Source organism: Pseudomonas putida, from assembly GCF_001976065.1.
GTDB classification, from domain to species: Bacteria; Pseudomonadota; Gammaproteobacteria; order Pseudomonadales; family Pseudomonadaceae; genus Aquipseudomonas; species Aquipseudomonas serbica.
Genome location: NZ_MNAH01000001.1, coordinates 1,086,121 through 1,104,853 on the forward strand (window position 1 = coordinate 1,086,121; position 18,733 = coordinate 1,104,853).

Here is an 18,733-nt window from a genome sequence, read left to right on the forward strand (position 1 = left end):
AACACGAGGTTGGCCATGTGGCACTACCAGGCGCCGTTGCGCGACATGCAGTTTATCTTCGAGCATTGGCTGCAGGCCCCCCAGGCGTGGAGCCAGATGCCCGCGTTCGAGGCCCTCGATTTGCCGTTGGCCCTCCAGGTGCTGGGCGAGGCCGGGCGTTTCAGCTCGGATGTATTGGCGCCGCTCAATAGCAGTGGCGATCGCCAGGGTTGCCGTTTCGGTAATGGTCGGGTCACTACGCCGGACGGTTTTGCCCAGGCTTACCGGGCATTCGCCGAAGGTGGCTGGCCGGCCCTGGCCTGTGATGAAGCCTTCGGAGGCCAGGGATTGCCGCAATTGCTCGATGCTGCATTGCAGGAAATGCTATACGCCAGCAACCACGCCTGGGCCATGTACACGGGGATCGCCCATGGCGCTTACCTGTGCCTCAAGACCCATGCGCCGCAGTGGATCAAGGAGCGTTATCTGCCGCAGATCGTCAGTGGCGAAGCGCTGCCTACCATGTGTCTGACCGAACCCCAGGCAGGCAGCGACGTCGGCCTGCTGCGCTGCCGCGCCGAACCGCAGAACGACGGCAGTTATCGGCTGAGCGGCAGCAAGCTGTTCATTTCCGGAGGCGAACATGACCTGACCGAGGACATCTTGCATCTGGTGCTGGCTCGACTGCCCGGGGCACCCGCCGGAGGTCGTGGTATTTCGCTGTTTCTGGTACCCAAGCGGCTGGATGGCGCTCGAGCCAATGCGGTGCGCTGCGATGGTATCGAACACAAGATGGGCATCAAGGGCAGTGCCACCTGTTCGCTGGTCTTCGACGGCGCCCAGGGTTGGCTGATTGGCGAGGCGAATCGTGGTTTGGCCGCGATGTTCGTGATGATGAACTCGGCGCGACTGCATGTCGGCCTCCAGGGTCTGGGACATGCCGAAGCTGCATGGCAGAACGCCTATGCGTACGGGCTGGAGCGCAGGCAAATGCGCGCGCCCATTCGCCCCGCCGGCGTTGCCGCCGACGCTGTCGACCCGATTCACTATCATCCGGCCATGCGCCGGGTTTTGCTGGAGCTGCAGGCCTACGCCGAGGGCATGCGCGCCGTCGGCTATTGGGCAGCGCATTTACTCGATCAGGCCGAGCAGGCCCCAGACCCGTCCACTCGGCAAGGGGCCTTGCAACTGGCGCAGCTGCTGACGCCGGTGATCAAGGCTTTTTTCACCGAGCAGGGTTTTCGCCTGGCCAGCAATGCCTTGCAGGTATTCGGTGGTTACGGCTACGTCGCCGAGTTCGCCATCGAACAGACCATGCGCGACAGCCGCATTGCCATGATTTATGAGGGCAGTAACGAAATTCAGGCCAATGACCTCCTACTGCGCAAAGTGCTGGGTGATGAGGGGCGCGCCTTCAGGCAATTGTTGGCGGTCATGCGCGAAGAAGCCGCGCAGGTCTGCGAACCCGCAGGCGGGGCCAGCTTTTGCGCCGAACTGGCGCTGCTTTGCAACAAGTTCGAGGGCGTGCAAATAGAGCTACGTGATCATGCAGTCGATGACCCTGAATACCCCTATCGGGCGGCGGGCGATTTTCTGCGCCTGTGTGGTGTGGCCCTCCTGGCTTTTGCCTGGGCTCGGGCGGCGCGTGTTGCCCTGGCGTTAACCGATAGCGATCCGCTGCGCATCAGCAAGCTGCAAACCGCGAGCTTTTTCTTCGCCTACCTGCTGCCGGAAGCGGATCAGCGGATCGCTGCCATTCGTGCGGCCAGGGCGCCGCTGCCGTTTCTCAAGTGAGTGCAGGAGGGTGCGTCGCGGGCATCAGGCATGATCCGAACGCTTCAGGCACCTGATTCCGGGTCGCTCGCAGGCAAGCCGCGAGCCTCCTTGTCATGTTCGTCCTGTTCGTTCATGTGCGGGGCGGCGTCAGAATCATCGAGGCGGGCACCTTTTCCAAAGTCCGGATGCTCACTCGAGACCGGGTTATTTACCTCTGCCTGTCTCATATCTTCAGTGACAGGCGCTTCGTCGTTCGGCGGCAATGAAACCTCGGGCGCGTCATTCCTGGGGTCATGGCCGGTTTCGTTGTCCGTGGTTCGCGTCACGTCTTGCTGCGACCTGTTACCCACTGCATTCTCGTCAATGTCCATGTTGGTTCTCCGTTTTTATGCGCGGGATGTCCGTGCTTATACATGAGAGATAGCGGCTCACGGCGAGTGCCTGGCTTTGGACGAACGGCAAACTCTAGAGCCCTCGGGAAGGCTCAGTCCCAGTCGAAGCCGAGTCCCGGATCGATGGGCGGAATGCACTGCAGGGTCGCCAGATCCAGCAGTGTGAAATAACCGTCCAGCCAGCCCGCGGTATCAATGTGGTACACGTTGCCGAGAACTGCAGCGAACCTGAGCGGTGTATGGCCGACGACCAGCGCGCGAAGTCCTTCGACGCCGCCGGTATCGCCGTCCTGAATCCGGGTGCGTGACCACATGCAGCTGTGCAGCACGAGTTGCAGCCGTGTGTTGTTCTCAGGTGATTCCAGTTCGCTGCGCAACCGATCCCATGACGGCACCGGGCAGTCGGCGTGGACAATCCCCACCAATCCACCAGGTGTATCGATCTCGATGGCGATCGGCAGCTCGGCGAACCGTACCGCGAATGCTATCTGCTCGAACGGCGAAAGCCCGGTGAACCAGGAGCCGCCGTTGCAGATCCAGCTGTCGACGTCGCAGGTGTCGAAGTGGATCACGTAGTCGTCATGGTTACCGCACACCGCGTGAAACCATGGCTTGGCAAGCCAGTCGAGAGCGTCGCGGCTCTCGGGTCCGCGATCAACCAGGTCACCGACGCTGAACAAGCGGTCGACAGCAGGGTCGAAACCGATCCCCTCCAGCGCAGCCTGTATCCGGGTGAAGTGGCCGTGAATGTCACCCACCGCGAAATCCCGGCCCGCTGTGTTTGCAGCGAAGCGCTTGATGCGTGACACCTCGATGGATTCGATCACGGGTCACTCCGGTGCGGCCGACGGCGTTCCATTTAATTTTGGCATAGCATCGCCTTGCCCGCCCCCAGTACACCACCCGGTGAGAGACAAGTGAGAGATGTGCAAGGGAACCAATTCGGTCCAAAGCGTCTACATTGCAGGGAGTGTTCCCTTTCTGAGAGTACGGATATGTTCAGATACCGCTCGTTGATTGCAGCTATTGCATGTATTGCATTGGTCTCCGGCTCGGCTACGGCATTGGCTGACCCCGGTAACGGGAAAGGGCAAGGAAACGCAAAGGGCAATCCACAAAACAGCCAGGAGCACGGCAACCAGGGGCATAAAGGAAAAAATTCAGGGGGCGATGATTGGGATCATGGCCCCAGCATCAATCGAGGAAGCGTTCTTGGCATCGTTGACGGGTATCGGGACTACTGGAGCCCCGGGCCTGCTTTGCCACCCGGCATTCAAAAGAATCTTGCCCGAGGTAAACCGCTTCCCCCCGGGATTGCCAAGAAGCTCGATGGTCGGCTGATGGGCAGGCTGCCCCACTATGATGGGTACGAATGGCAGCAGGCAGGCACCGACTTGATACTGGTGGCGATCGCTACCGGCATTATCTATGAAGTTCTCAACGGGGCTTTTGATTGATCATCGCTTCAAGCATCCCGTCCGTCGTGGGGTTTGAACTCAAAGGGATTTGGAGCGTCCTAAGATACGCGCAATCAACCCTCACGGAAGCAATCATGCTTTTAAAAAACAAGAGTTTCGTTGCTGTAATGTCATTCGCCATGATGCTTGCAGCCGCCCCGTTACTCCCTGCTGACCTGTCCATCATGAACTCCGCCTACGCCAAAGAAGGTGGTGGTGGTGGTGGTGGTGGTGGTGGCGGCGGCAATGGTGGTGGCCATGGTGGCGGCAATGGCGGCGGCAATGGCGGCGGCCATGGTGGCGGTCACAGTGGTACGGGTCACTCCGGCAGTAACGGCCGCGGTGAGGGATTGAGCAGTGATCATGCCGGCAAGGCGGTTCGCGACCATGGCATCAGCGGCAACCGGTACGGTAGTGACCGCAATAGTGACAAGGGTCACGGCACCACCACCTCAGGTATTGCACATTCCAAAGATACGCGCGGGCTGACTAAAGCCACTGCCATTTCGGCCTCGACGCCAGGAGATCACAACGCGAAGGGCTTGAGTAATGCCGGGGCGTCTACCGCCAAGAAATCCCATTGAGCAGAAATTGCCAGTCGCAATCAGTTGATCATTACAGGGTGAACCGCTAGTTATTGCGTCTAACCTGTGCAAACAAAAAATCCCGGAGACGTTCTGTTTCCGGGATTTTTTTCGTTTTACGCCGGGGTAATCCTGCCGTACGTCGAGATCCGCCAACTGACCGGTACACCTGCCAGTCGTTCGAACGCGGGGTTTTGCCAGGCGACTTTGTCCAGCGCCCATCAGCGGCGGGTCGGCACAATTAAAATAGCCTCAAGAACGGTTCGTTCAAGCCGATGAAGTAGGGGGCTGACCGCCTTCCGCCAGTTCATTAGCTAGAGGCAAAGTGCTAGCATCGGCCGCCGCCTGATGCACCCCGGTCACCACCGCAACCGTCGTTTTTCCCAATGTTTTTTTCATTTTCGGACTTTATGCGATTTTTCCTAGATCCCCAGCGAGATATCGATGCAGCGCTGCTACGGTATCGTCGGCTTTTCGGCGTGTTGGCACTGTTCAGCGGTGTGATCAACCTGCTGATGCTGGTCCCTTCGATCTACATGATGCAGGTCTTCGACCGCGTCCTGACCAGCCGCAATGAAACCACCCTGTTGATGCTGAGCCTGATTCTGCTCGGGTTCTTTGCGCTCGGTTGTGCGCTGGAATGGGTGCGCGGCCAGGTCATGATCAAGATGAGCGCAGGCCTGGACACCCAACTGGGTGAGCGGGTATTCGATGCCGCCTTTGAGCGCAGCCTCAAGGAGCACAGCGCCAACCCGGCGCAGGTGTTGAGCGACCTGAACAGCATCCGCCAGTTCGTGACCGGTCCGGCCCTGATCGCCATCTTCGATGCGCCGTGGCTGCCGATCTACGTGATCGCCACGTTCCTGTTCCATCCGTGGCTGGGAGTGTTCACCGTCATCGGTTCGCTGATCCTGGCCGGGCTGGCGGTCTGGAACGAACTGACCACACGCAAGAGCATGAGCGAAGCCAACCGGTTGTCCGTCGCGTCTTCCAGCTACGTCAACAGTACCTTGCAGAACGCCGAAGTGATTCAGGCGATGGGCATGCTCACGCCCCTGCGTCGGCGTTGGTACAACGTGCAGCAACGGGTTATCACTGAGCAGGGCGAAGCCAGCGACCGCAGCTCGCGGATCGCCGCGTTGTCGCGTTTTGTGCGCATGACTTGGCAATCCCTGGCCCTGGGCCTGGGCGCCATCCTGGTGATCGAGAACCAGATTTCCGCCGGAGTGATGATTGCCGTGTCTGTTCTGCTGGGGCGCGCCATGGCGCCGGCCGAAGCGTTGATCGGTTCGTGGAAGCAAATGGGTAATGCCAAGAGCAGCTACGAGCGATTGAACCGGTTACTCACCGAATTCCCCAAGGCCGCGCTGCGCATGCCGCTGCCGCCGCCGACCGGGGCGCTGGGCATCGACCGCCTGGTGATCATCCCGCCGGGTATGCACAAGCCTGCGGTCAACGGCGTGACCATCAGCCTGGCCAAGGGCGAAGTCCTGGCGATCATCGGCCCCAGCGCTTCGGGCAAGTCTTCCCTGGCGCGTGCCATGGTCGGCATCTGGACCGCCAAACAGGGCTCGGTACGCCTGGACGGCGCCGAGGTCAGCCAGTGGTCGCGTGAAGCCCTCGGCCCTTACCTGGGTTACCTGCCCCAGGACATCGAACTGTTCGATGGCACCATCGCCGAAAACATCGCGCGCTTCGGTGAGGTGGATTCCGCCAAGGTCATCGAAGCGGCGCAACTGGCCGGTATCAACGAGATGATCCTGCACTTCCCCAAGGGTTATGACACCTTGCTCGGGTCCGGTGGACTGGGGTTGTCCGGCGGCCAGAAACAGCGCATAGGCCTGGCGCGCGCGCTGTATGGCCAACCGGCGCTGGTGGTGCTCGACGAACCCAACTCCAACCTCGACGATGCCGGTGAAGCGGCGCTGGTACAGGCCGTGCGCAAGCTCAAGGCCGCAGGCTGCACCGTGGTGCTGGTCACCCACAGGCCGAGCATTCTCGGCGCGGTCGACAAACTGTTGTTCCTCAAGGACGGCGTGCAAACCCTGTTCGGCCCGCGTGACCAGGTGCTCAAGACCCTGCTGCCACCGACGCCGCAAAAAGCCGTCGAAACCCGCAATGAAGAAGCCTGAGGCATCAATGCAAGCCAGTTCGAGCGACATTTCGACCCCCGAGCACAAGCCCGATGCGGATGCCGCGGGCATTGCCCGGATCGGTGTCTGGTTTTTGCTCCTGGGCCTGGGCGGGTTTCTGCTATGGGCCTGCCTGGCGCCGCTTGACCGCGGCGTGGTGGGTAGCGGCACTGTGGTGGTTTCCGGCGAGCGCAAGACCGTCCAGTCGCGTACCGGCGGCATGATCGAGAGCATTCAGGTGCGCGAAGGCGACCGGGTGCAGCAAGGCCAGGTGGTGGTGCAGTTCAATACCGTCCAGGCCAAGTCGCAACTGGATGTCGCCCTGGGCCAATGGCTTGGTGCCCGTGCCGTCGAGGATCGCCTGATGGCCGAGCGCCTGGACCGCGCCAGCGTGCAGTGGTCCGCGGCGTTGCTCGCCCGTGCCAGTGACCCTCGCGCCGTCGCGGCGATGGAGCTGCAAGGCTATCTGTTCGCCACTCGCCGTGCCGAGCTGGCCAGCCGCATGCAAATCAGCCAGCACGAAATAGCCTCGCTCAACGAACAACTCAAGGGGTTCGAGGAGATCAAGCGCAACCACGCCGCACAACTGCAATTCCAGCAGCAAGAGCTCAACGGCCTGCGCGAACTGGCCCGTGAAGGTTACCTGCCACGCAACAGGCTGTTCGAAGCGGAAAGCAGTGCGGCGCAGTTGGGCGCCCAGTTGGCTTCGAGCATTTCCGATATCGGCCGTACGCGCCAGGCGATCAATGAAAGCAAGCTCAAGGCCTTGCAACAGGCGCAGATATTCCGCAGCGAGGCCGAGTCGCAGTTGACCCAGGTGGTGGCACAGACCTCAAGCCTGACCGACCAGATCAAGTCACTGGAATTCGAAGTCAACAGCGCCGCCATCGTCGCGCCTGTCGCCGGCCAGGTAATGGGCATGACCGTGCACACGGTCGGCGGCATCGCACCGGCGGGCCAGCGCCTGATGGACATTGTGCCGCAAGGTTCCAGCTGGGTCGTCAAGGCGCAGTTCCCGCCGATGATGGCCGACCGGCTCAAGCCGGAGCTGCCTGTCGACTTGCGATTCGGTTCATTGCAACGGGTGCACACCCCGGTGATCGTCGGCAAGGTGGCCACGGTATCGGCCGACCAGTTGATCGACGAGCACACCGGTTCGCCTTACTTCTCGGTGGAAGTCTCGGTCAGCCCCGAGGCGATCATCCATCTGCGCGAGCTGGGCCTGGATATCAAGCCGGGCATGCAGGCCGAAGTCCTGGTCAAAACCGGCGAGCGGACCCTCGCCAACTACTTGATGCAGCCGGTGACCGAGCGTATGGCCGGTGCTTTCAAGGAAGAATGATCGTGTCTCTACGTATAGGCTTGATGCTCTCCGTGTTCTGCTCGTGCCCGCTGCTGGCTGCCGAGCCGCCATTGTCGCTGGTCGCCCTTTACGACGCCTCGCGAATCAACGATGCGACCTACAAGGTCGCCGGCCACGATTACGAAGCCTCGCGCCAGGAGGAGGCGATCGGCCGCAGCGGCTTGCTGCCACAGGTGGCCATCAACTCTCGCTACGGGCATGGCGGCCAGTTTGAAAACCAGCCCTCGACCAGCAGCCAGGACGATCAGTTCGCTTCCGACAGTGTTGCCCTGTCGGTCATCCAGCCGCTGTTCGACAAAGGCCGCTGGGCATCCTACGAACAGGCGAAGGCTCGGGGGCAACTGGGCGAAATCCAACACGAGGGCGCCGACCAGGCGCTGTTCGATCGCGTGGTGCAGGCCTATTTCGACCTTGCCCAGGTGGAAAACGAACTCAAGCTGACGACCCAGCAGAAAGCCTCGATCGAAGCTTTGGCCAAGCAATCCAAGCGTCTGTTCGAAGCCGGTGAAGGCACCATCACCGACCTTGAAGAGGCGCAAGCACGGCTCGATTCGATCCGCGCCCTGGAGATCCAGTTGCAGGCCCAGCATCGCTCGGCCCTGCGCAAGCTCGCGGGGCGCGCAGGTATCACCGTCAGCGAGATCCCGCAGATGCAGGAACAGGCACCGGCCGCCGCCTTGCTCGCCCCTGAACAGGACCTGGACTACTGGCTGTTCAAGGCTGACCAGGCCGCGTCCGCACTGGGCATCAGCCGAGCTTCGATCAAGGTGGCCGAAGCCAACCTCGATCAGCAGAAGGCCGGGCACTACCCGACCGTGGCGCTCAGCGGCCGGCTGGCGCGGGTCGGCCAGAGCGACATCAACGATTACACCCAGCGCCAGTCGACCTATTACGTGGGCGTGGTGATCGATATCCCGCTGTACCAAGGCGGCGGGGTCACTGCGTCGTCGGAAAAAGCCCTTGCCACCCTCGAAAGCGCCCGGTCCAGCTACGAGGCCCAGCTCCAGCAAATGAACGAAGATCTCGAGCTCAACTACCTGGGGGTGGTGGCGGGCTACGAGAAGAGCAAGGCCCTGGTGACCGCCGTGCGCTCGAGCCAGACCGCCCTGAAGTCCGCGGAAAAAGGCTACGAGGCCGGCGTGCGCTCGACGGTCGACATCCTCGACGCCCAGCAGCGCCTGTTCGCCGCCAAGCGAGACCTGCTCGATACCAAGCTGGCGATGCTGCAAAGCTACGTCAACCTGCATACGAGGACGGGACAGATGACCCGCAGCCAGCTGGAGAAGGTTCAGGGGTTGTTCTGACAGGCTCTATCGCGACCAGCCTCGCTCCCACAGAAGATCGCGTACAACCAGGAGAGAATGCTCGCCTGATTGGCCGCCATCGCTGGCAAGCCAGCTCCTACAGGGTTGCGGGGTGCATGCTGAATGGCGGCACGACACCCCTCTGTAGGAGCGTTGCGCCGTCATCGCTGCGATGCCGCGAGAGAAAGGACATTACGCCTGAGCCCTGCCGGGCGCCACGCTGCTGATTGCGTCCTCGAAATCCCTGACGAAGCGCGGCGTGTCGAAAAGCACCGAGTGCTCGCGGCCCTTGTGCAGGCGCGCGCGCAAGGCGGGCAACAGATCAGCCTGGGTGGCCAGTTCGACGGCACGTTCTTCGTACTCGGCCAGCGTGGTGGTGATCAGCTCCGGCAGGTCCAGCGCCGTCAGCAGGCTGCCCGCCATGCGTGAGGCAAAAGTGCGTCCCGAGCGGGTCAGTACTGGCAGGCCCATCCACAAGGCATCGTTGGCCGTGGTGCCGGCGTTGAACGGATACGCGTCCAGGAACAGGTCCGCGGCGCTGTAGCGGGCCAGGTATTGTGCCGGTGCGACGCGCGGGGCGAACAGCAGGCGTGCCGGGTCAACGCCCTGTGCCTGGGCCCTGGCGCAGAGGTTTTCCTGGGCCCAGGGGTTGTCGGCCAGCAGCCACAACACACTCTCGGGGGCGCGCTGCAGAATGCGCATCCAGCAGTCGAATACCTCTTCGTTGAACTTGTAGTTGTTGTTGAACGAGCAAAACACGAAGCGGTCCTGCGGCAAGCCGCACTCGGTGCGGGTCGGCAACGCCGCAACGGGGCGTTGGCGGTCGCTGCACTGGTAGATTTGCGCCAGGTACAGCGGTGTCTCGCTGTAGTACGCCTTCTCGCTGTCGGGGATCAGGTAGCGGTCGGCGATCACGAAATCGATGCCAGGCAGGCCGGTCGACCCAGGAAAACCCAGGTAAGTCATTTGCACCGCGGCCGGGCGGTAGGCCGGAATGTCCGGACGCGCTCCGGAGGTCAGCCCATGAAGGTCGATGAGGATGTCGATCTCATGGTTGCGAATGCATTGTGCGGCGCTCGCATCATCCATGGCGTCGATGCGCACGAAGTGGTCCATCGCCCGCTTGACCCGCTCGCGCAAGGCCGACCCGTCTTCGCGGGTCCAGCAAAAACCGTACACCTCGAAGCGTTCCCGATCGATCAACTCGAACAGCTCCACGGTCAGCAATGACACCGCGTGCAGGCAGAAGTCCGACGACAGGAACCCGATGCGCAGCTTTTGATGGCCATAGCCTTGGGGCGAAGCCAGGGCGGGGACCCGGACATTGACCCGCTCTTTGACAAAGTGCACCGCAGCGGCCAGTTGCAGGCCGGGGTCATCGCTGCCGGCGAGCAGGGCCAGGGGCGAGGAGGCCTTGAGCAGGTCGCCCCGGCTCAGGCCCGCCGGCGGCTCATACACCGGCCAGACACACTGTTTCTGGCGCAGGTGCACCCAGTGCTGGATCACCTTGGGTTGAGCCGGGTCGGCTTCCAGGCTGGTACGCAGGATGGCTTCGGATTTCTGCAGCTGACGGGTTTCTTCCAGCAGACGACCCAGGTTATTGCAGGTCATCAGGTACAGCTCGCGGCTTTGTGCGGTGTCGACCAGGTTTTCATCAAGCATCGACTGCCAGATGGCCAGGGCTTCCTGCGGTTTTTGCTGGCGCTCCAGCAAGGTCCCCAGGTTGAACCAGGCCTGGGCAAATTCCGGGTTCTGGGCGATGGCGGCGCGGTAGGCGGTCTCTGCGTCCTGTATCTGCCCCAATTGAGTCAGGGTGGCTCCCAGGTTGAACTGGATAATGTAATTGACCGACGAATGACAGTGCTGCAGCCAGCGCTGGTAGAGCGCTGCGGCATCCCTGATGCGCTGCGCGCCATTGAGCCGTTCTGCGGTTTCGAGCAACTTCATCGGTTCCAGCGCGACACCTTCGGCCAGCTGCAGAGCTGCGGCCAGCACGACGTCGAGGTTCGGGCTCTCAAGATTCTCTCTAGGCATTTTGCGCGAAGGTCTCTTCCAATAAAAAAATACCGAGCTCTTTCGAGCCCGGTATCGGATCAGTCAAGGTTTACCACTGAAGATCAGTGAATCCAAGTCTGCACATCGGTTGCAACCAACAATTGCACATCACCATCGTTGAACACGTTGTAGCTGGCGCCGTCGACCGTGGTGGTACCGGCCGCTTGCCACTCGCCACTGTCGCCAGTGATGTTGACCGTGTCGTTGTGGTCACCGTTGATGATCATCTGCACGGGTGCCGCGGCACCGCTGTCCACATCCACCTGGCCGGCCTGGCCGAGCTTGCTGACGGCTTCGGCGTCGACGGTCACTACGCTGGCCTTGCCGCCATCGGCGGCCAGATCGATAGCCCCCAGGGAATGGGCCTCGACTGCTGTCGAATCCAGCTTGGTCAGGTCGAAGGACTGATTGCCATTGGCGTCGGTGCGGAACCAGACGTCGGCGATCGTGTGGCTCTGGCCATCGCTGGTTTCATAGCTGCCGTTAAGGCCGATCAGGTTGCCGTGGTTGAGCTCGGCAGTCTTGGCCACATCCAGGTTGAACTGGGTGATGCCAAGCTCCTTGAGGTTGTGCATCTCTCCCTTGTCACTGACGCCATCGTTGTTGGCATCGACCCAGACTTGCAGCGACGCGAACAACTGGTCAGCCCCGTTGACGGCGCCATCATGGTTGCTGTCCAGGCTGATGAGTGCTTCGAAGCCATCTTTGGCCAGCGAACCGTCCGGCAGACGGAACGAGGAACCGAACAGCTCGGATCCATCGTTGACCTGGCCATCGCCATTGAGGTCGAGCGTCAGCAGGCCGTCACCGCCAGTGGCCCAGCCGGTCGCTTCCTTGTGACCGTCGGCATTGAGGTCGAACTTGACGCCGGTGCTCAGGTGCGTGGTCTGCACGCCATCGCCATTGAGGTCCAGGACCAGTGGCGTGGACAGGGCCAGTGCATCGATCTGGGTGGCGCTCATCGCCTGCAGTTGCGCCGTGGTGAACGAATCAACCTGGGTCATCGACAGGTGCGACAGTTGCGCCGTGGTCAGCACCGCAGCTTGCGCCGTGGTCAGGGCCGCCACTTGCGCCGTGGTCAGTGCCGCCATGTCGGTGGTTTCGATCGCCACGATCTGCGCGGTGGTCAAGGCTGCTACATCAGCGGTTTCCAGAGCGCTGATCTGGGTCGGCTTGAGGGCCGCGATCTGCGCCGTGGTCAGTGCCGCGACCTGGCCAGTGGTGAACGCTGCCAGTTGGGCAGAGGTCAGGGCGCCGATATCGGCCGTTTCGATGGCCGCCACTTGCGTGGTGGTCAGGGCTGCGATCTGGGTCACCTTCAACGCCGCCACCTGGGCGGTGCCCAGGGCAACCACCTGGGCGGTGGTCAGAGCAGCGGTCTGCGCAGTGGTCAGGCTTGCAACGTTGCCCACCGACAGAGCAGCGATGTCCGCGGTTTCAATGGCCGCTACTTGAGTGGTGGTCAATGCCGCAGCTTGTGCCGTGGTCAATGCCGCTACCTGAGCGGTGGTCAGGGCGACTACTTGCGCTGTGGTCAGTGCTGCCACATCAACAGTTTCCAGTGCGCTGATCTGGGTCGGTTTCAGGGCCGCCACTTGAGCGGTGGTCAGGGCTGCAACCTGGGCAGTGGTCAAGGCCACCAGTTGAGTATTGGTCAGTGCGCCCAGGTCGGCGGTTTCCATTGCCGCCACTTGCGTGGTGGTCAGGGCCGCGATCTGGGTCGGCTTCAGTGCCGCTACCTGCGCAGTGCTCAGGGCCACCACTTGAGCCGTGGTCAAGGCGGCCACGTCGGCGGTTTCCAGGGCGCTGATCTGGGTCGGCTTGAGGGCCGCCACCTGGGCCGTGGTCAGTGCCGCCACTTGAGCAGTGGTCAGGGCGACGACGCTGGCGGTGGTCAGTGCGGCGACATCGGCGGTCTGCAGGGCCGCCACTTGCGTGGTGGTCAGTGCAGCCACTTGGGCCGGTTTCAGGCCGGCCACCTGGGCGGTGGTCAGTGCCACAACCTGGGCGGTGGTCAACGCAGCGGCCTGCGCGGTGGTCAGGGCCGCAATGCTGGTTACTGGCAAGGCCGCGATATCTGCGGTTTCGATGGCCGCCACTTGCGTGGTGGTCAGCGCAGCCACTTGGGCGGTGGTCAGTGCCGCGACCTGGGCCGTGGTCAAGGCCACCACTTGAGCGGTGGTCAAGGCGGCCACGTCGGCGGTTTCCAGGGCACTGATCTGGGTCGGTTTCAGGGCTGCTACTTGAGCGGTGGTCAGGGCGGCTACCTGAGCGGTGGTCAAGGCGACGACGCCAGCGGTGGTCAACGCAGCGATGTCCGCGGTTTCGATGGCCGCCACTTGCGTGGTGGTCAGCGCAGCCACTTGGGCGGTGGCCAGGGCCGCGACCTGGGCCGTGGTCAATGCCACTACTTGAGCCGTGGTCAAGGCCGCAATATCAGCGGTTTCCATGGCTGCGATCTGCACCGGGGTCAGTGCTGCGACCTGGGCCGTGGTCAGTGCCGCCACTTGGGCGGTGGTCAGGGCGACGACGCTGGCGGTAGTGAGTGCGGCGACATCGGCGGGCTGCATGGCTGCCACTTGCGTGGTGGTCAGTGCAGCCACTTGGGCCGGCTTCAGTGCACCCACCTGGGCGGTGGTCAAGGCCACGACCTGGGCGGTGGTCAGGGCAGCGGCCTGCGCCGTGGTCAGGGCCGCGATGCTGGTCACTGGCAGGGCGGCGATGTCAGCGGTTTCGATGGCCGCCACTTGCGTGGTGGTCAGCGCAGCCACTTGCGCGGTGGTCAGTGCCGCGACCTGGGCGGTGGTCAAGGCCACCACCTGAGCAGTGGTCAAGGCCGCCACGTCGGCGGTTTCCATGGCACTGATCTGGGTTGGCTTCAGGGCCGCCACTTGTGCCGTGGTCAAAGCTGCGACCTGTCCGGTGGTCAAGGCTACCAATTGGGTGGAGGTCAGGGCGGCTATATCGGCGGTCTCGATGGCCGCTACCTGGGTGGTGGTCAGCGCCGCCACTTGCGTAGTTTTCAAGCCCGCCACCTGGGCGGTGGTCAGCGCGACAACCTGGGCGGTGGTCAGGGCAGCGGTCTGTGCGGTGGACAGGGCTGCGACGCTGGCCACTGGCAGGGCGGCGATGTCAGCGGCTTCGATGGCCGCCACTTGCGTGGTGGTCAAGGCCGCGAGCTGGGTGGTTTTCAGCGCTGCAACCTGGGCCGTGGTCAACGCCACTACTTGAGCGGTAGTGAGGGCCGCCACATCAGCGGTTTCCAGGGCGCCGATCTGGGTCGGGGTCAGCGCTGCGACTTGTGCCGTGGTCAGTGCCGCCACTTGAGCAGTGGTCAGGGCGACGACGCTGGCGGTGGTCAGTGCGGCGACATCAGCAGGCTGCATGGCCGCCACTTGGGTGGTGGTCAGTGCAGCGACTTGGGCCGGTTTCAGCCCGGCCACCTGAGCGGTAGTCAGGGCCACGACCTGGGCGGTGGTCAACGCAGCGGTCTGCGCGGTGGTCAGGGCCGCAACGCTGGTCACTGGCAAGGCGGCGATGTCAGCGGTTTCGATGGCCGCCACTTGCGTGGTGGTCAGCGCAGCCACTTGCGCGGTGGTCAGGGCTGCTACTTGGGCGGTGGTCAAGGCCACCACCTGAGCAGTGGTCAAGGCGGCGACATCGGCCGTCTGCAGGGCGCTGATCTGGGTCGGTTTCAGGGCTGCCACTTGAGCGGTGGTCAGGGCGGCGACCTGAGCGGTGGTCAAGGCGACGACGCCAGCGGTGGTCAACGCAGCGATATCAGCGGTCTCGATGGCCGCCACCTGGGTGGTGGTCAGCGCAGCCACTTGGGCGGTGGTGAGTGCCGCGACCTGGGCCGTGGTCAAGGCCACTACTTGAGCCGTGGTCAATGCCGCTACATCAGCGGTTTCCATGGCTGCGATCTGAACCGGGGTCAGTGCAGCGACCTGGGCCGTGGTCAGTGCCGCGACCTGAGCGGTGGTCAGGGCGACAACGCTGGCGGTGGTCAGTGCGGCGACATCGGCAGGCTGCATGGCGGCCACTTGCGTGGTGGTCAGTGCAGCGACTTGGGCCGGTTTCAGTCCGGCCACCTGAGCGGTAGTCAGGGCCACGACCTGGGCGGTGGTCAGGGCAGCGGCCTGCGCGGTGGTCAGGGCCGCGACGCTGGTCACTGGCAGGGCGGCGATGTCAGCGGTTTCGATGGCCGCCACTTGCGTGGTGGTCAGCGCAGCGACTTGAGCGGTGGTCAGGGCTGCGACCTGGGCGGTGGTCAAGGCCACGACCTGGGCGGTCGTCAGCGCTGCAACATCGACCGTCTGCAGGGCGCTGATCTGGGTCGGTTTCAGGGCTGCCACTTGAGCGGTGGTCAGGGCGGCGACCTGAGCGGTGGTCAGGGCAACGACGCTTGCTGTGGTCAACGCAGCGATGTCCGCGGTCTCGATGGCCGCCACTTGGGTGGTGGTCAGCGCAGCCACTTGAGCGGTGGTCAGGGCTGCCACCTGGGCGGTGCTCAGGGCCACCACTTGAGCGGTAGTGAGCGCCGCTACGTCAGCGGTTTCCATGGCTGCGATCTGAACCGGGGTCAGTGCAGCGACCTGGGCCGTGGTCAGTGCCGCGACCTGAGCGGTGGTCAGGGCGACGACGCTGGCGGTGGTCAGTGCGGCGACATCGGCAGGCTGCATGGCGGCCACTTGCGTGGTAGTCAGTGCAGCGACTTGGGCCGGTTTCAGTCCGGCCACCTGAGCGGTAGTCAGGGCCACGACCTGGGCGGTGGTCAGGGCAGCGGCCTGCGCGGTGGTCAGCGCCGCGACGCTGGTCACTGGCAGGGCGGCGATGTCAGCGGTTTCGATGGCCGCCACTTGGGTGGTGGTCAGCGCAGCGACTTGCGCGGTGGTCAGGGCTGCTACTTGGGCCGTGGTCAAGGCCACCACCTGAGCAGTGGTCAAGGCCGCCACGTCGGCGGTTTCCATGGCACTGATCTGGGTCGGTTTCAGGGCCGCCACTTGGGCAGTGGTCAGTGCCGCGACCTGGGCAGTGGTCAGGGCGGCGACGCCAGCGGTGGTCAGCGCAGCGACATCGGCGGTCTGCAGGGCCGCCACTTGGGTGGTGGTCAGTGCAGCCACTTGGGCCGGTTTCAGCCCGGCCACCTGGGCGGTGGTCAGTGCCACGACCTGGGCGGTGGTCAGGGCAGCGGCCTGGGCGGTGGTCAGGGCCGCGACGCTGGTCACTGGCAGGGCGGCGATGTCAGCGGTTTCGATGGCCGCCACTTGCGTGGTGGTCAGCGCAGCGACTTGAGCGGTGGTCAGGGCCGCGACCTGGGCCGTGGTCAATGCCACGACCTGAGCGGTCGTCAGTGCGGCGACATCGGCCGTCTGCAGAGCGCTGATCTGGGTCGGTTTCAGGGCTGCCACTTGAGCGGTGGTCAGGGCGGCGACCTGAGCGGTGGTCAAGGCGACGACGCCTGCGGTGGTCAACGCAGCGATGTCAGCGGTCTCGATGGCCGCCACTTGGGTGGTGGTCAGCGCAGCCACTTGGGCGGTGGTCAGAGCCGCCACCTGGGCGGTGCTCAACGCCACCACCTGAGCGGTGGTGAGGGCCGCTACGTCAGCGGTTTCCATGGCTGCGATCTGAACCGGGGTCAGTGCGGCGATCTGGGCCGTGGTCAGTGCCGCGACCTGAGCGGTGGTCAGGGCGACAACGCCTGCAGTGGTCAGTGCGGCGACATCGGCAGGCTGCATGGCGGCCACTTGCGTAGTGGTCAGTGCAGCGACTTGGGCCGGTTTCAGTCCGGCCACCTGAGCGGTAGTCAGGGCCACGACCTGGGCGGTGGTCAGGGCAGCAGCCTGCGCGGTGGTCAGGGCCGCGACGCTGGTCACTGGCAGGGCGGCGATGTCAGCGGTTTCGATGGCCGCCACTTGCGTGGTGGTCAGCGCAGCGACTTGCGCGGTGGTCAGGGCTGCTACTTGGGCGGTAGTCAAGGCCACGACCTGGGCGGTCGTCAGCGCTGCAACATCGACAGTCTGCAGGGCGCTGATCTGGGTCGGTTTCAGGGCTGCCACTTGCGCGGTGGTCAGTGCCGCGACCTGAGCGGTGGTCAAGGCAACGACGCTTGCTGTGGTCAACGCAGCGATGTCAGCGGTTTCGATGGCCGCCACTTGGGTGGTGGTCAGCGCAGCCACTTGCGCGGTGGTCAGGGCTGCTACTTGGGCGGTGGTCAAGGCCACCACCTGAGCAGTGGTCAAGGCGGCCACGTCGGCGGTTTCCATGGCACTGATCTGGGTCGGTTTCAGGGCCGCCACTTGGGCAGTGGTCAGTGCCGCGACCTGGGCAGTGGTCAGGGCGGCGACGCCAGCGGTGGTCAGCGCAGCGACATCGGCGGTCTGCAGGGCCGCCACTTGSGTGGTGGTCAGTGCAGCCACTTGGGCCGGTTTCAGCCCGGCCACCTGGGCGGTGGTCAGTGCCACRACCTGGGCGGTGGTCAGGGCAGCGGCCTGCGCGGTGGTCAGGGCCGCGACGCTGGTCACTGGCAGGGCGGCGATGTCAGCGGTTTCGATGGCCGCCACTTGCGTGGTGGTCAGCGCAACGACTTGCGCGGTGGTCAGGGCTGCTACTTGGGCCGTGGTCAACGCCACCACCTGAGCCGTCGTCAAGGCGGCCACGTCGGCGGTTTCCATGGCACTGATCTGGGTTGGTTTCAGGGCCGCCACTTGGGCAGTGGTCAGTGCCGCGACCTGGGCGGTGGTCAGGGCGGCGACGCCAGCGGTGTTCAGCGCAGCGACATCGGCAGGCTGCATGGCCGCCACTTGGGTGGTGGTCAGTGCAGCCACTTGGGCCGGTTTCAGCGCGGCCACCTGGGCGGTAGTCAGGGCCACGATCTGGGCGGTGGTCAACGCAGCGGTCTGCGCGGTGGTAAGGGCCGCAACGCTGGTCAGTGGCAGGGCGGCGATGTCAGCGGTTTCGATGGCCGCCACTTGGGTGGTGGTCAAGGCGACGAGCTGGGTAGTGGTCAGCGCGGCGACCTGGGCGGTGGTCAAGGCCACCACTTGAGCGGTGGTCAAGGCGGCCACGTCGGCGGTTTCCAGGGCACTGATCTGGGTCGGTTTCAGGGCTGCCACTTGAGCGGTGGTCAGTGCTGCGACCTGGCCAGTGGTCAAGGCTACCAACTGGGCGGAGGTCAGGGCGCTGATATCGGCGGTCTCGATGGCCGCCACCTGGGTGGCCGTCAGCGCAGCGACTTGCGTGGTTTTCAGCCCGGCCACCTGGGCGGTGGTCAGGGCAACAACCTGGGCGGTAGTCAGCGCGGCGGTCTGGGCTGTGGTGAGGCTGGCGACCGAGGCGGCCGGCATTGCAGCGATATCCGCCGTTTCGATGGCCGCCACTTGCGTAGTGGTCAGCGCGGCAATCTGTGCGGTTTTCAGTGCGGTGACCTGCGCGGTGGTCAGGGCTACAACTTGCGCAGTTGTCAGCGCCGGTACTTGCGCGGTCGAAAGCACGCCAATGTTCGGCAGGGTAATGACCGCGATCTGCGCAGCGGTCATCTGGGCGATCTGAGCAGTGGTCAAGGCGGCAATATCCTGGGTCGCAAGCCCAGCAATGGTGGTTGTACTCAAGGCAGCGACTTGCGCTGGGGTCAACGAAGAAATAAAGCTCATGAACGCATCCTGTTTAGGGGTCATTTACTGCGCTGCCAG

At 63.7% G+C, this 18,733-nt stretch carries 10 protein-coding genes; 6 read left to right on the forward strand and 4 right to left on the reverse strand.

Features of this window, described 5'->3' with window-relative positions; translation table 11 throughout:
- Window positions 1-15: 15 nt before the first annotated feature.
- Window positions 16-1,773, forward strand: coding sequence for an acyl-CoA dehydrogenase family protein (locus BKX96_RS05040; RefSeq protein WP_077182928.1), 1,758 nt, complete (start codon window positions 16-18; stop codon window positions 1,771-1,773).
- Window positions 1,774-1,817: 44 nt separating this feature from the next.
- Here the strand turns inward: BKX96_RS05040 and BKX96_RS05045 are convergent, their stop codons facing one another.
- Window positions 1,818-2,126, reverse strand: a complete 309-nt coding sequence (locus BKX96_RS05045) for a hypothetical protein (protein WP_077182929.1) — start codon at window positions 2,124-2,126, stop codon at window positions 1,818-1,820.
- A 113-nt stretch (window positions 2,127-2,239) separates the two neighbouring features.
- Window positions 2,240-2,974 (reverse strand): metallophosphoesterase, encoded by a 735-nt coding sequence (locus BKX96_RS05050; RefSeq protein ID WP_046815490.1) that lies wholly within the window; start codon window positions 2,972-2,974, stop codon window positions 2,240-2,242.
- A 168-nt stretch (window positions 2,975-3,142) separates the two neighbouring features.
- On the opposite strand from BKX96_RS05050, the gene BKX96_RS05055 reads away from it, so the two are divergent.
- From BKX96_RS05055 to BKX96_RS05075, 5 genes are all read left to right on the forward strand, one after another.
- Complete coding sequence (locus BKX96_RS05055; RefSeq protein ID WP_046815489.1) at window positions 3,143-3,604, forward strand: anti-virulence regulator CigR family protein; 462 nt, start codon at window positions 3,143-3,145, stop codon at window positions 3,602-3,604.
- A gap of 95 nt (window positions 3,605-3,699) precedes the next feature.
- Window positions 3,700-4,188, forward strand: coding sequence for a hypothetical protein (locus BKX96_RS33105; RefSeq protein ID WP_077182930.1), 489 nt, complete (start codon window positions 3,700-3,702; stop codon window positions 4,186-4,188).
- Window positions 4,189-4,598: 410 nt separating this feature from the next.
- Complete coding sequence (locus tag BKX96_RS05065; protein ID WP_077182931.1) at window positions 4,599-6,320, forward strand: type I secretion system permease/ATPase; 1,722 nt, start codon at window positions 4,599-4,601, stop codon at window positions 6,318-6,320.
- Between the two features lie 7 nt (window positions 6,321-6,327).
- Window positions 6,328-7,662 (forward strand): HlyD family type I secretion periplasmic adaptor subunit, encoded by a 1,335-nt coding sequence (locus BKX96_RS05070; RefSeq protein ID WP_077182932.1) that lies wholly within the window; start codon window positions 6,328-6,330, stop codon window positions 7,660-7,662.
- A complete protein-coding gene (locus tag BKX96_RS05075; RefSeq protein ID WP_077182933.1) occupies window positions 7,659-8,987 on the forward strand; it encodes a TolC family outer membrane protein in 1,329 nt (442 codons plus the stop codon). Before BKX96_RS05070 ends, BKX96_RS05075 begins: the two co-directional genes overlap by 4 nt.
- A gap of 192 nt (window positions 8,988-9,179) precedes the next feature.
- Here BKX96_RS05075 and BKX96_RS05080 read toward each other — a convergent pair whose 3' ends face one another.
- Window positions 9,180-11,021: an O-linked N-acetylglucosamine transferase, SPINDLY family protein gene (locus tag BKX96_RS05080; RefSeq protein ID WP_077182934.1), complete on the reverse strand. Its 1,842-nt coding sequence runs from the start codon at window positions 11,019-11,021 to the stop codon at window positions 9,180-9,182.
- 83 nt (window positions 11,022-11,104) lie between these two features.
- A complete protein-coding gene (locus tag BKX96_RS32990) occupies window positions 11,105-18,694 on the reverse strand; it encodes a beta strand repeat-containing protein (protein ID WP_077182935.1) in 7,590 nt (2,529 codons plus the stop codon).
- Window positions 18,695-18,733: the final 39 nt, after the last annotated feature.